At 70.8% G+C, this 13505-nt stretch carries 10 protein-coding genes and 1 riboswitch; of the genes, 8 read left to right on the top strand and 2 right to left on the bottom strand.

Features of this window, described 5'->3' with window-relative positions:
- Positions 1–2 precede the first annotated feature (2 nt).
- On the bottom strand, positions 3–794 hold the full coding sequence (gene ppk2, locus ABD327_RS21155) for a polyphosphate kinase 2 (protein ID WP_344452289.1): 792 nt from the start codon (positions 792–794) through the stop codon (positions 3–5).
- Positions 795–1060: 266 nt separating this feature from the next.
- Between ppk2 and ABD327_RS21150 the strand changes: the two genes are divergently transcribed.
- The 7 genes from ABD327_RS21150 to ABD327_RS21120 all read left to right on the top strand — a co-directional run bounded on the left by ABD327_RS21150 (position 1061) and on the right by ABD327_RS21120 (position 7687).
- On the top strand, positions 1061–1594 hold the full coding sequence (locus tag ABD327_RS21150; RefSeq protein ID WP_344452288.1) for a hypothetical protein: 534 nt from the start codon (positions 1061–1063) through the stop codon (positions 1592–1594).
- A gap of 162 nt (positions 1595–1756) precedes the next feature.
- Positions 1757–2353: a cardiolipin synthase ClsA gene (gene clsA / locus ABD327_RS21145; RefSeq protein WP_344452366.1), complete on the top strand. Its 597-nt coding sequence runs from the start codon at positions 1757–1759 to the stop codon at positions 2351–2353.
- Positions 2350–4848, top strand: a complete 2499-nt coding sequence (locus ABD327_RS21140; RefSeq protein WP_344452287.1) for a sugar phosphate nucleotidyltransferase — start codon at positions 2350–2352, stop codon at positions 4846–4848. The genes clsA and ABD327_RS21140 overlap by 4 nt, the downstream gene beginning before the upstream one ends.
- A 270-nt stretch (positions 4849–5118) precedes the next feature.
- Positions 5119–5646: an FHA domain-containing protein gene (locus tag ABD327_RS21135; protein WP_344452286.1), complete on the top strand. Its 528-nt coding sequence runs from the start codon at positions 5119–5121 to the stop codon at positions 5644–5646.
- Positions 5643–6311, top strand: a complete 669-nt coding sequence (ftsR, locus tag ABD327_RS21130; RefSeq protein WP_344452285.1) for a transcriptional regulator FtsR — start codon at positions 5643–5645, stop codon at positions 6309–6311. The genes ABD327_RS21135 and ftsR overlap by 4 nt, the downstream gene beginning before the upstream one ends.
- Before the next feature lie 54 nt (positions 6312–6365).
- Positions 6366–6836, top strand: coding sequence for a bifunctional nuclease family protein (locus tag ABD327_RS21125; RefSeq protein WP_344452283.1), 471 nt, complete (start codon positions 6366–6368; stop codon positions 6834–6836).
- A 251-nt stretch (positions 6837–7087) separates the two neighbouring features.
- Positions 7088–7687, top strand: a complete 600-nt coding sequence (locus tag ABD327_RS21120; RefSeq protein ID WP_344452282.1) for a MerR family transcriptional regulator — start codon at positions 7088–7090, stop codon at positions 7685–7687.
- Positions 7688–7801: 114 nt separating this feature from the next.
- Here the strand turns inward: ABD327_RS21120 and ABD327_RS21115 are convergent, their stop codons facing one another.
- The gene (locus ABD327_RS21115; RefSeq protein ID WP_344452281.1) at positions 7802–10210 is read right to left on the bottom strand and encodes a lysylphosphatidylglycerol synthase domain-containing protein; all 2409 of its coding nucleotides are present in this window, start codon (positions 10208–10210) and stop codon (positions 7802–7804) included.
- 179 nt (positions 10211–10389) lie between these two features.
- Positions 10390–10485, top strand: a riboswitch (glycine riboswitch).
- Between the two features lie 138 nt (positions 10486–10623).
- Between ABD327_RS21115 and gcvP the strand changes: the two genes are divergently transcribed.
- Positions 10624–13494: an aminomethyl-transferring glycine dehydrogenase gene (gene gcvP / locus ABD327_RS21110; RefSeq protein ID WP_344452280.1), complete on the top strand. Its 2871-nt coding sequence runs from the start codon at positions 10624–10626 to the stop codon at positions 13492–13494.
- The last annotated feature ends 11 nt before the right edge of the window (positions 13495–13505 follow it).

Below are 13505 nucleotides of genomic sequence, written 5' to 3'. Positions count from 1 at the left end.
GCTCAGAGCCGGCGGGTGACGTCCGGGACCTGGTGGGAGACGCGCCGCGGCGGCCGCACGTACCCCGTGGGCGCGGGGCGCTCCGGCAGTTCGAGGCGCGGAGGCTCCACCTCGTAGTAGGGGATCGTCGACAGCAGGTGGGTGATCATGTTGACCCTGGCCCGCCGCTTGTCGTCGCTGTCGACCTCGTACCAGGGGGCCTCGGGGATGTCGGTGTGGGTCATCATCTGGTCCTTGGCCCGGGAGTAGTCCTCCCAGCGGGTGAGGGACTGCAGGTCCATGGGGGAGAGCTTCCAGCGCCGCATGGGGTCGTCGCGCCTGGCCCGGAACCGGCGCTCCTGCTCGGCGTCGCCGACGGAGAACCAGTACTTGCGCAGCAGGATTCCGTCTTCGACCAGCAGCCGCTCAAAGATCGGACACTGATGAAGAAAGCGCGCATACTCCTCGGGGGTGCAGAAACCCATGACGAGTTCGACCCCCGCCCGGTTGTACCAGCTGCGGTCGAACAGGACGATCTCCCCGGCGGCGGGCAGTTCGGCGACGTACCGCTGGAAGTACCACTGGGTGCGCTCGCGCTCGGTGGGCTTGGGCAGCGCCGCGATCCGCGCCACCCGGGGGTTGAGGTACTCGGTGATCCGCTTGATGGCCCCGCCCTTGCCCGCGGCGTCCCGTCCCTCGAACACCACGACCAGGCGCTGCCCTTCGGCCTTGACCCATTCCTGAAGTTTGACCAGCTCAGCCTGCAGGCCCAGAATCTCCCGCTCGTACACCTCGCGTGACAGCTTCTTCGCCATCTGATCATTATGGCGTGCGGCGGACGTCCGGCATGTCGGGGGTTCCTGCCGGACGTGCGGGGTAGGGGCCGCCGTGGACCGGGGTCGTACCGTGACTTTCCCCTCCGCTTTTTCTTCGCCGTGGCGGTTTATTTCGGAATACTTTTGTGCTTTGTGTTTCTTTGGTGTGGTATTTGAATTCATTTGATGATCGACTTGGTGGAATTGGTTGATATCTTGGGGAAATGTTAGGTGTGGAAAGAAAGATGAGATTCGTACGGTTTTCGATGAGTTTGTTGTTCTGCGGGTGTTCTTTCGTGGTGCTCGGGTCCAGCCTCGTCGGGGTGATGGTGCTCCCGTACATGCCGGGCGGCCGCGGCGGGAGCGAGCTGGGCTTCGGCGTGCTCTCGCCGGGCGAGCACGCCGCGGTGGTCGTGCTGTATCCGCTGCTGGTGGTGGTCGGCCTGCTCAACGCCTGTCTGCTCGGCTGGAGCGGGGCGCGCGGCCTCAGGGCCGTGGGCGACCCCGACTCCTGGCGCGAGCGTCAGGAGTCGGGCCTGATCGGGCTGCTGGTCGCGGGCGCGGCGTCGCTGATCTCGGCGGTCGCGTCCCCGGCTCCCGGCGTCGCCCCCGGCTCCTCCTTCTCCGCGGAGGCGGCCGGGTACTCTCTGCTGGTGGTCTTCAGCCTGGTGGGAATGGTGTCCCTGCTCTACCTCACATGCGAGGACAGGGTCTTCTCCCGCCGGGGCGACCGTGCCGAGGGCGCCGGTGTGCGACCGGCTGATGTCGGCTACGAGTTTCGCGTCCCGATAACGCGCTGAAATAGAGAAGTCTGCCAATTTGGAACGGTCTGCACGGCTCGGGAAAAATGTGAGCTGTGTCATAACAGCGAGGTACTTCCGGCTGGAGCGATCCACCGAGGGAGTCGAGATCTCCTGGCAGGTAAGGTCAACTCCCAGGAGGTGGAAGCCGCTTTGGCAGAGATGCAGGACCGGATCTGGACGGTGCCGAACGCCCTGAGCCTCGCGAGGCTCCTGGGGGTGCCGCTCTTCTTCTGGCTGGTGCTCTCCGGGCACGACGGCTGGGCGATCGGCCTGCTGATGCTGGCGGGCCTGTCGGACTGGGCGGACGGCAAGCTCGCCCGGGTCCTGAACCAGACCAGCCGGCTCGGCTCCATCCTCGACCCCGCCGCCGACCGCCTCTACATCCTGGCCACCCTGGTGGGCCTGACCGTCCGCGAGATCGTCCCCTGGTGGCTCACCGCCCTGCTCGTCGGCAGGGAGGTCTACATGGCGGGCCTGCTGGCCCTGCTGAAGAGATACGGCTGGAACGGGCTGCCGGTGCACTTCGCCGGCAAGGCCGCCACGCTGAACCTGCTCTACGCCTTCCCGCTGCTGCTGTGGGGCTCCCACGACGGCGGCGTGGCGACCGTCGCCCGCGTCGTCGGGTGGGCGTTCGCCCTCTGGGGCGCGGCCCTGTACTGGTGGGCCGCGATCCTCTACACCGTCCAGGCACGACAACTCATCCGAGCCCTGCCCCCCGGGGGCGCCGAGAACGAGGGAGTCGTATCCGCGCCATGAAGGCCGTAGTGATGGCCGGAGGCGAGGGGACGCGTCTGCGTCCCATGACCGCCAACCAGCCCAAGCCTCTGCTCCCCGTCATCAACCGACCGATCATGGAGCACGTGCTCCGGCTGCTGAAGAGACACGGCTTCACCGAGACCGTCGTCACCGTCCAGTTCCTCGCCTCGCTGATCCGCAACTACTTCGGCGACGGCGAGGAACTGGGCATGAGCCTGCAGTACGCCACCGAGGAGGTGCCGCTGGGCACCGCCGGAAGCGTCAAGAACGCCGAGGACGCGCTCAAGGACGACCGCTTCCTGGTGATCTCCGGCGACGCCCTGACCGACCTGGACCTCACCGACATGGTGCGCTTCCACAAGGAGAACGGCGCGCTGGTCACCATCGGGCTCAAGCGGGTGCCCAACCCGCTGGAGTTCGGCATCATCATCGCCGACGACGACGGCCGCATCCAGCGCTTCCTGGAGAAGCCGACCTGGGGCCAGGTGTTCTCCGACACCGTCAACACCGGCATCTACGTCATGGAGCCCGAGGTCCTGGAGCGCGTCGCCTCCGGCGAGAGCGTCGACTGGTCCTCCGACGTCTTCCCGCAGCTGCTGGCCGAGGGCGCCCCGCTGTTCGGCTACGTCGCCGACTGCTACTGGGAGGACGTCGGCACCCACGAGAGCTACCTCAAGGCGCAGGCCGACATGCTCTCGGGCAAGGTCGACCTGGAGATCGACGGCTTCGAGATGTCCCCCGGCGTGTGGGTGGCCGAGGGCGCCGAGGTCGACTCCTCGGCCGTCCTCAAGGGCCCCCTGTACATCGGCGACTACGCCAAGGTCGAGGCCGGCGCCGAGCTGCGCGAGTACACCGTCCTGGGCAGCAACGTGGTCGTCAAGGAGGGCGCGTTCCTGCACCGGGCGGTGATCCACGACAACGTGTACGTGGGCCCCTCCACCAACCTCCGCGGCTGCGTGGTGGGCAAGAACACCGACCTCATGGCCGGGGCCAGGATCGAGGAGAACGGCATCGTCGGCGACGAGTGCGTCATCGAGGCCGAGGCCTACGTCTCCAACGGGGTGAAGGTCTACCCCTTCAAGACCATCGAGGCCGGCGCCGTCGTCAACGCCTCGGTGATCTGGGAGTCGCGCGGCCAGCGCAACCTCTTCGGGCCCCGCGGCGTCTCCGGGCTGATCAACGTGGAGATCACCCCGGAGCTGGTGGTGCGGCTGACCAGCGCCTACGCCACCACCCTCAAGAAGGGCGCGACGGTCGTCACCGCCCGCGACGCCTCCCGCGCCGCCCGCACCCTCAAACGCGCGGCCATCGCCGCCCTGACCGCCAGCGCGATCAACGTCGAGGACCTGGAGGCGTGCGCGCTGCCGCTGGCCCGGTTCGAGACCGCCCGCGAGGACTGCGCGGGCGGCATAGTGATCCGCACCACTCCCGGCGACCCGCAGGGCGTGGACATCCTCTTCCTCGACGACAGCGGGGCGGACCTGTCCCAGGGCGCCCAGCGCAAGCTCGAGCGGGTCTTCGGCCGCCAGGAGTACCGCAGGGCCTTCCCGGGCGAGATCGCCGACCTGAGCTACCCGCAGCGGACGGTGGAGTCCTACAGCCGCGACCTCCTGGCCCGCCTGGACATGTCCGGGGTCCGGGAGGCCGAGCTCAAGCTCGTGGTGGACTGCGCCGGAGGCGTCACCTCCCACGTCCTGCCCTGGCTGCTGGGCCGGGTGGGCGTGGACGTCCTGACCCGCAACAACCGGCTCGACGAGGTCAACCCGACCGAGACCCCGGCCGAGCGGGCCCGGGACCTGGCCCTGCTGGGCGAGCTGGTCTCCTCCTCCCGGGCCGCGTTCGGGGTGAGGTTCGACCCGGTGGGGGAGCGCATCTCCCTGGTCGACGAGAACGGCGAGCAGATCTCCGACGACCGGGCGCTGCTGGTCCTGCTCGACCTGGTCGCCGCGGAGCGCGGCGGGGGCAGGGTGGCGCTGCCGGTCACCACCACCCGGGTCGCCGAGGAGGTCTGCCGGCGGCACGGCGTGCGGGTCGAGTGGACCTCCACCTCCCAGGACGTGCTGACCAGGGCCGCCGCCGACCCGGAGGTCGTCTTCGCGGGCGACGGCCGGGGCGGGTTCGTCTTCCCCGAGTTCAGCCACACGGTGGACGGCATCGCGGCGTTCGTCCGGCTGATCGGGCTGGTGGCGCGCACCCGGATGACGCTCTCCCAGATCGACGAGCGCATCCCGCAGGCGCACCTGCTCAAGCGGTCGGTGCCGACCCCGTGGGCGGCCAAGGGCAGCGTCATGCGCCATGTGGTGGAGGCCGCCGCCGACCGCACCGTCGACACCACGGACGGGGTGCGGGTGGTGGAGAAGGACGGCCGCTGGGCGCTGGTGCTGCCCGATCCGGCCGAGGCCGTGACCCATCTGTGGGCCGAGGGCCCGGACCAGGAGAGCGCCGCGGCTCTTCTGGAGGAGTGGGCGGCGGTCGTGGAGGCGGCCGGATCCTGACGTGATCCGCACCTCAGGGCGGCATCGGGGCGTCGGGAACGTCCCGGTGCCGCCCTTGTACGAAGTGAATCGGGCACGATGATTCGATCTTCCGCGCACCGACAGGGCCGTCAGCGCGGTACGGTCTTCCTGACAGCCTTTCCGGAAGTCGGTTCCGCACGGTGGCGTAGACCGCCGAACGATCCGCCGGTAGCGTTGTCGAGACCGGAGTCAAGCAGAGCGGGGGTGCGTCCAGGGGGACGCGCCGATGGTAGGAGGCCGAGCCGATCGATGTCGAGCGTCTACTGCACGCAGTGCGGTCACGCCAATCCCGATGGCGCCCGCTTCTGCTCCAATTGCGGCACTCCTCTGGTCCGCAGCGCGCAGCCTGCTCCCGAGACCCCCGGTGAGTCGACCTCGACCATCTCGATCAGCGGGCTGACCGATGGTCTGGAGATCGCCGAGGCCGCGGAGGAGAGCTCTCCCGACCAGCTGAGCGTGGAGTCCCTGCCCGCGGGCACCGCCCTGCTGGTGGTGCGGCGGGGTCCCAACGCGGGCAGCCGCTTCCTGCTGGACAAGGACCGGACCTCGGCCGGACGCCACCCCGAGAGCGACATCTTCCTCGACGACGTCACCGTCTCGCGGCGGCACGCCGAGTTCGCACGGCACGGGACGGGCTTCACCGTGCGCGACGTGGGCAGCCTGAACGGCACCTACGTCAACCGGGAGCGGATCGACCACGCGGCGCTGAACGGCGGCGACGAGGTGCAGATCGGCAAGTTCCGGGTCGTGTTCCTCACCAACCCCCAGCACGGGTGAGCGCGAACGCCGCCCGGGCGTACATGACCATCGGGGACGTCCTGGCCAGCCTGCAGGGGGAGTTCCCGGACATCACCCACTCCAAGATCCGGTTCCTGGAGGCGGAGGGGCTGATCGAGCCCGAGCGCACGCCCTCGGGATACCGCAAGTTCACCTCCGTGGACCTGGAGCGGCTGCGCTACATCCTGGCCGCCCAGCGCGACCGGTACCTGCCCCTGAGGGTGATCAAGGAGCAGCTCGACAGCCGCCCGCCGCGCACCCTGGTCGCGGCGGACTCCGACTCCCAGCCCTCCGCCGAGATGGCGCTGACCCGGCGGCAGCTGCTGGACGGCGCCGGGATCGGCGAGGCGCAGCTGGAGGAGCTGGAGGCCTACGGCCTGGTCCGGCGGGCCGGCCAGCACTACGACTCCGACGCGCTGACCGTGGCCAGGACCGCCGCCAGGCTGGCCGGGTACGGTTTCGAGGCCCGGCATCTGAGGGTGGTCAGGGCCGCCGCGGAGCGGGAGCTGGCCCTGATCGAGCAGACCATCGCGCCCCTGCTCAAGCGGCGGGCGCCCGGAGCGCACGAGGCCGCGGGGAAGGCGGCGCGGGAGCTGGGCGGGCTGACCCTGGCGCTGCACACCGCGCTGGTCTCGGCGGGGCTCAAGGACAGCCTGGGCGGCTAGTTTGCCTCCAAGGTGTAGTTTGAGCAGAGGACCATCTTGAGGCGAGGAGCCGCTGTGAAGCAGATGGAGGTCGTCGGCGTACGGGTCGAGATGCCCTCCAACCAGCCGATCGTGCTGCTGAAGGAGGTCGAAGGCGACCGCTACCTGCCCATCTGGATCGGGGCGGTGGAGGCCACCGCGATCGCCTACGCGCAGCAGGGCATGCTGCCGGCGCGGCCGCTCACCCACGACCTGTTCAAAGAGGTCATCGAGGCGCTGGGCGCCACGCTGCGGACGGTGAACATCACGGCACTGCGCGAAGGGATCTTCTTCGCGGACCTGGTGTTCTCCAACGGAGCCGAGGTCAGCGCGCGGCCGTCGGACTCGATCGCGCTGGCGCTGCGCACCGGTTCGAACATCTTCGTCAGCGAGGACGTCCTGGAGGAGGCCGGGGTGGCGATCCCGGACGAACAGGAGGACGAAGTGGAGAAGTTCCGCGAGTTCCTCGACAACGTCTCCCCTGAGGACTTCGAAAGCGGAGCCTGACCTGCGGGGTCCCTCGAATCCCGAGGGTCCCGCCCGTTTCCGCCCCCCATGAGGGAGGGTAGGGAAAGAGAGGGATGGCAGGCTGAGCCGTTTGCGCATGTGAAGCCGGAATAATCCGCTCTGCGACGCGCCGACGGTGAACGTTGACCCTGCCCTGACCGGCACCTACCGTGCTGGTGGAGCACTCGTGGGGAAATTTCGGCAAACCCCCTTGCCGGAGACCTGGGAGCTGACAGAAGCCGGAGGACCGCGTGGCGGTGAGCAGCGGCGAGGACAAGGTGGACCGTGAGCGCCGGCTCGCCTCCCGGCAGGCCGGCGAGCAAGGCCTGCTTTTCGACAGCGCGGTGGGCATGCCTTCTGAGCACGCCGGCTACCGCGGCCCCACGGCCTGCACGGCGGCCGGGATCACCTACCGTCAGCTCGACTACTGGGCCCGCACCGGGCTGGTCGAGCCGAGCATCCGCCCGGCGCACGGCTCGGGCAGCCAGCGCCTGTACGGGTTCCGCGACATCCTCGTCCTCAAGGTCGTCAAGCGGCTGCTGGACGCCGGGGTCTCGCTCCAGCAGATCCGCACCGCGGTCACCCACCTGCGGGACAGGGGAGTGGAGCACCTGGCCACCATCACCCTGATGAGCGACGGCGTCAGCGTCTACGAGTGCACCAGCGCGGACGAGGTCGTCGACCTGCTCCAGGGCGGCCAGGGCGTCTTCGGCATCGCGCTGGGCCGGGTCTGGCAGGAGGTGGAGGGCAGCCTGGCGAACCTGCCCGCCGAGAACGCCGAGCCCTACCTGGAGCCCCGCCCGAGCCGGGACGAGCTGTCCGCCCGCCGCCGGGCCCGCAAGACGGGCTGACCGGCCCCTCTGGAGAGTTCCCCCTGCCCCGTTCGACCTTGCCTTACTACGTAAAGGCGCCCGCCTGAGGCGAGCCGTCCGCTTTGCCCCGCCCTCGATGACGCCCGTACCGGGTCAGAGGGCGCCGCGTCGCTGGAGGTAGGTGAAGGCGGCCCAGCCGGGCAGCACCGGCAGCCAGAACGTCAGCAGCCGGAACAGCAGCACCGCCGAATACGCCGTCTCCACGGGCAGTCCCGCCACCGTCAGGCCCAGCGAGAGCGCGGCTTCGACCGCGCCCAGGCCGCCCGGGGTGGGCGCCGCCGAGCCCAGCGCGTTGCCGGTGAGGAACACCACCGCCACGGCCGTCCAGTTCAGCGAATCGCCGAACGCCCGGATGGAGAAGTCCAGGCACAGTACGAACGAGACCGTCAGCAGCAGGGTGCCTCCGAGCCCCATGGCGACCTTGCGGGGGTCCTGGATCACGTCCAGCAGCCGGGGGATCACCCCGGAGAACATCTGCTTCAGCCTGCGGCCCACCAGCCGCCGCACCGGGCCGATCGCCGCGGCCACCACCGCGGCGGTGGCCACCGCCAGCAGTCCGAACACCACGGTGCGGGACGGGGCGAACTCGGCGCCCATCCCGCCCGAACCGGTGAGGAAGCCCAGGATGACCAGCAGCAGGATGTGCACGCCCAGGCCGATGAGCTGGGAGGCCCCCACGCTGGCCACGGCCGGCCCCGGCCGGATGCCCGTCCGCTGCAGGTAGCGGGTGTTGATCGCCACCCCGGTGACCGCCGCGGGCGCCACGAGCTTGACGAACGAGGCGGCGAGCTGGACCAGGACCGTCCGTCCCAGGGGGATCCGCTCGGGCACGAAGCCGATGACCATCATCGCCGCCGCCACGAAGGACATGCCCGCCGCCACCGCCGCCAGCGCCGCCCACCGCCAGTCGGCCTGGACGATCAGCTGCCCGACGTCGACGTTGGACAGCTGGGAGAGCAGGAAGTAGGCGCCGACGGCTCCGGCGACGATGCTGATGATCGTGCGGGGCCGGAAGCGCTCCAGCCGGACGGGCGCGACCTCGGTCTCGGGCGAGGATTTGAGGATCTCCTCGCGCAGGGAGCTCAGCAGGTGCTTGTCGCGGCGCAGCGCCGTCCGGGTCTCGCGGGAGAGCGCCACCTTCTGCAGCAGCGGGACGATCGCGCCCAGCGCGGGGGCGCCGATGACCGAGGAGGCCAGGCGCACCGCCCGCTCGGGGCCCGCCCGCAGCGTCAGCGTGGTGAGCAGCTGGGCGTGGTCCAGGCGCAGCAGCAGGTCGCTCGCCGCCGTCTCGCCCCGGCCGAAGCCGACCAGCCAGGGCTCGCCCCCGGCGATCATGATCGCGGTGCCGTCCAGGCTGCGGTGGGCGATCCGGCGGTGGTGCAGCAGCTCCAGCTGCCGCCACATGCCGGTCATGAGCTCGTCGGTGAGCTCCTCGTCGGGCAGGTCGGCCAGGAGGACGCCGTCCAGGCGCTCGTAGGCCAGCAGGGCCGCCTCGGTGCCGACCTCGGAAGTGGCCAGCAGCCGCGGGGTGCGGACCCGCGCGGTGGTCGCCGCGTAGGCGGCGAGCGACTCCTGCTCCAGCGAGCGGCGCAGCGACCGCACGGCGCGGCGGGGCTGGTTGGAACGCAGCCGCAGCCCGCGCCAGACCCGGTAGAGCAGGCCGGAGGACTGCTGGTCGCGGTCCAGGACGGTGACGTCCAGCCGCCCTTCCGGCAGGTCGACCAGGTAGCTGCGGTGGTCGATGGTGCCGTCGTCGGTGCGGGCCGCCCTGAGCGGCTGGAAGCCGAGCCGGCGCAGCACCTCGGCCACCGCGGTGCCGGTGGGCCTGGGGTTGGGGATGCCCAGGGCGTAGAGCGTCAGGTAGGCGACCAGCCCGCCGATGAGGAACGTCGCGACCATCCCCAGGGCGGTGGAGTAGCCGGCGACCAGGGAGGCCAGCGCGGCCAGCGCCAGCGTGCCCCACATGGCCAGCTGCCAGCGCGGCCTGCCGTTCAGGCGCACCGCGACGGCGTAGGCGATCACCGGGGTGAGGTCGGACTGCAGCGGGGGAGTGCCCGCCCTGGTGAAGCCCAGGACGTCGGTCAGATGGGTGGGCCCGGTCGCGGAGGCCCAGCCCTCGATGGCGAAGTCCACGCCCAGCGCGACGACCGCCGCGCACAGGCCGAGCAGCACGCGGACCATGTCCCGGCGCAGGACGCGGTCCAGGGCGAACGCGACGGGGACGGCGAGGACGCCGAAGCCCGCGGTGAGCCCGGCCAGGGTCAGCAGGAAGTGCGGCGCCTGCTCGGTGCCGCGGCTGATGTCGGTCTCCAGGCCGGTGGTGGTCTGGGTGGCCAGGGTGGGCAGCAGCAGGAGCAGGCCGAGGCCGACCAGGCAGGCCAGGGCGCGGAACAGGGTGCTCGGGTTGCGGATCCGTCCCGGCAGGGAGGGCTCCTCGACCACCGCCCCCGACCCGGGGGACGGCAGGGGCTCCAGGGCCGCGTCGCCCTGTGTGCTCGTCACGCTTACACCGTCCTCTTGGTTCCGGTCGTCCCCAAAGGTTAGTCCGTCCATGACACTGCGTGATCATGCCGGACCGGGACGACTCGACGGGTCCCGGTCGTTCCGGAACAGCTAGATCTTTCCGTGCCGGGGCCGTCTGCGGGAGGGGGGAGGACCACCCGATAGACTGATCGGGCTGTCGACCCCGTGCGGGAGAGACTCCGCGCAAGCCGGCGCGGAGCGCCGAAGGAGCAACCTCCCCGGAACCTCTCAGGCAAAAGGACCGCATGGACGAGGCGTCTCTGGAAAGCGGGCCGTACGGCTCCACCGAAGGTGAAAACCCTCCCGGGTGAAGCTCTCAGGTTCCATGACAGAGGGGGAGCAGGGGTCCTACGACCCCGTCCTTCCTCTTCCGCGCCTCAGGAGGCTCGTCCATGACCGCGCAGTTCGACTTCTCCGACCGGCACATAGGGCCTTCCGCCGACGACCAGGACAGGATGCTCGCCGCCGTCGGGTTCGCCGACCTCGACGCCCTGACCGAGGCCGCGGTGCCCGCCGCGATCCGCACCGGCCGCCCGCTGGACCTGCCGCCCGCGCTGAGCGAGAGCGCCGCGCTGGCCAGGCTGCGTGAGCTGGCCTCCCGCAACACCGTGCTCACCTCGCTGATCGGCCTGGGCTATCACGGGACGATCACTCCGGGCGTGATCCTGCGCAACGTGCTGGAGAACCCCGGCTGGTACACCGCCTACACGCCCTACCAGCCGGAGATCTCCCAGGGCCGGCTCGAGGCGCTGCTGAACTTCCAGACCGTGGTCTCGGACCTGACCGGGGTGTCCGTGGCCAATGCGTCCATGCTGGACGAGGGCACGGCCGCGGCCGAGGCGATGGCCCTCGCGCTGCGGGCGACCCGCCGCAAGGAGCCCGGCGCGTTCGTGGTGGACGCCGACGCGCTGCCCCAGACGGTCGAGGTAGTGCGGGCCAGGGCGCTGCCGCTGGGCATCCCGGTGGTCCTGGCCGACCTGGACGCCGGACTGCCCGAGGGCGAGGTCTTCGGGGTGCTGGCCCAGTACCCGGGCGCGTCCGGGAAGATCCGCGACCTGAGGCCGGCGATCGAGGCGGCGCACGCCCGCGACGCCCAGGTCGTCGTCGCCGCCGACCTCCTGGCGCTGACGCTGCTGACCCCGCCCGGCGAGCTGGGCGCGGACATCGTCGTGGGTTCCGCGCAGCGGTTCGGGGTGCCGTTCGGGTTCGGCGGCCCGCACGCCGGCTACATGGCCGTCCGGGAGGGGCTGGAGCGGCAGCTCCCGGGACGCCTGGTGGGCGTCTCCGTCGACGCCGACGGCAACCAGGCGTACCGGCTGGCGCTGCAGACCCGCGAGCAGCACATCCGGCGGGAGAAGGCGACCTCCAACATCTGCACGGCGCAGGTGCTGCTCGCCGTCATGGCGTCCATGTACGCCGTCTACCACGGCCCGGAGGGGCTGACGCAGATCGCGCGGCGGACGCACCGGATGGCGGCGACGTTCGCCGCGTCCATCGAAGCCCAGGAGGTCGAGGGGTTCGAGGTCGTCCACGAGCACTACTTCGACACCCTCACCATCCGGATCCCCGGCCACGCCCCCGCCACGGTGGAGGCCGCGCGGCGGGCCGGGTTCAACATCCGCCTGGTGGACGACCGGACGGTCGCGGTGGCGTTCGACGAGACCACCACCGAGGAGCACCTGCAGTCGCTGCTGGAGGCGATCGAGCAGCGGGGGTTCCGCCGCGCCGTCGCGCTGGCGGACCCGGCCGGGCAGGCGGAGGCGCTGCCGGAGGGGCTCCGTCGCACCAGCACGTTCCTGTCCCACCCGGTCTTCCACGCCCACCGGTCCGAGACGTCGATGCTGCGCTACCTGCGCCGGCTGCAGGACAAGGACATCGCGCTCGACCGCTCGATGATCCCGCTGGGCTCCTGCACGATGAAGCTCAACGCGACGACCGAGATGGAGCCGATCACCTGGCCGGAGTTCGCGAACATCCACCCGTTCGCGCCGCTCGAGCAGGCCGCCGGGTACGTCGAGCTGATCGGCGAGCTCGAGGCCTGGCTGGCGGAGATCACCGGCTACGCCAAGGTGTCGGTCCAGCCGAACGCCGGGTCGCAGGGCGAGCTCGCCGGGCTGCTGGCGGTGCGGGCCTACCATGAGTCGCGCGGCGAGGCGCACCGGAACGTCTGCCTGATCCCGTCCTCGGCGCACGGCACCAACGCCGCCAGCGCGGCCATGGCGGGGATGAAGGTCGTCGTCGTCAAGTGCGACGACGAGGGCAACGTCTCCCTGGACGATCTGCACGCCAAGATCTCCAAGCACGCCGCAGCCCTGTCGGTGATCATGGTCACGTACCCGTCGACCCACGGCGTGTACGAGGAGACGATCACCGAGGTCTGCGCCGCCGTGCACGCCGCGGGCGGACAGGTGTACGTCGACGGCGCCAACCTGAACGCGCTGGTCGGGCTGGCCCGTCCCGGCGAGTTCGGCGCGGACGTCTCGCACCTGAACCTGCACAAGACGTTCTGCATCCCGCACGGCGGCGGCGGTCCGGGCGTCGGCCCGGTCGCGGTCGGCGCGCACCTGGCGCCGTTCCTGCCCAACCACCCGCTGCGCTCCGAGGCGGGCCCGGACACCGGCGTCGGCCCGATCTCGGCCGCCCCGTGGGGTTCGGCGGGCATCCTGCCCATCCCGTGGACCTACATCGCGCTCATGGGCCCCGACGGCCTGCTGCGCGCCACCCAGGTCGCGGTCCTGGCGGCCAACTACGTGGCCCGCAGGCTCGCCCCGCACTACCCGATCCTCTACACCGGGCGCGACGGGCTGATCGCGCACGAGTGCATCGCCGACCTGCGCAAGATCACCAAGGAGACCGGGATCACCGCGGAGGACGTCGCCAAGCGCCTCATCGACTACGGCTTCCACGCCCCGACCCTGTCCTTCCCGGTGGCCGGCACGCTGATGATCGAGCCGACCGAGAGCGAGGACCTCGCCGAGCTCGACCGCTTCTGCGACGCGATGATCGCGATCCGCGCGGAGATCGACAGGGTCGGCTCCGGTGAGTGGGACGCCCAGGACAACCCGCTGCGCAACGCCCCGCACACCGCGGAGACGCTGACCGCCGACGACTGGAAGCACGGCTACGGCCGCCAGGAGGCCGCCTACCCGGTGGCGTCCCTGCGGGAGAACAAGTACTGGCCGCCGGTCCGCCGCATCGACCAGGCCTTCGGCGACCGCAACCTCGTCTGCTCCTGCCCGCCGCCGGAGGCGTTCGAGGATTGACAGGGCACCGC

The sequence above is a fragment of the Actinocorallia aurantiaca genome, from assembly GCF_039533685.1.
Classification (GTDB): domain Bacteria; phylum Actinomycetota; class Actinomycetes; order Streptosporangiales; family Streptosporangiaceae; genus Actinocorallia; species Actinocorallia aurantiaca.
Note: the sequence above shows the minus strand (reverse complement) of the source record. Positions and strands in the feature narration are given on the sequence as shown.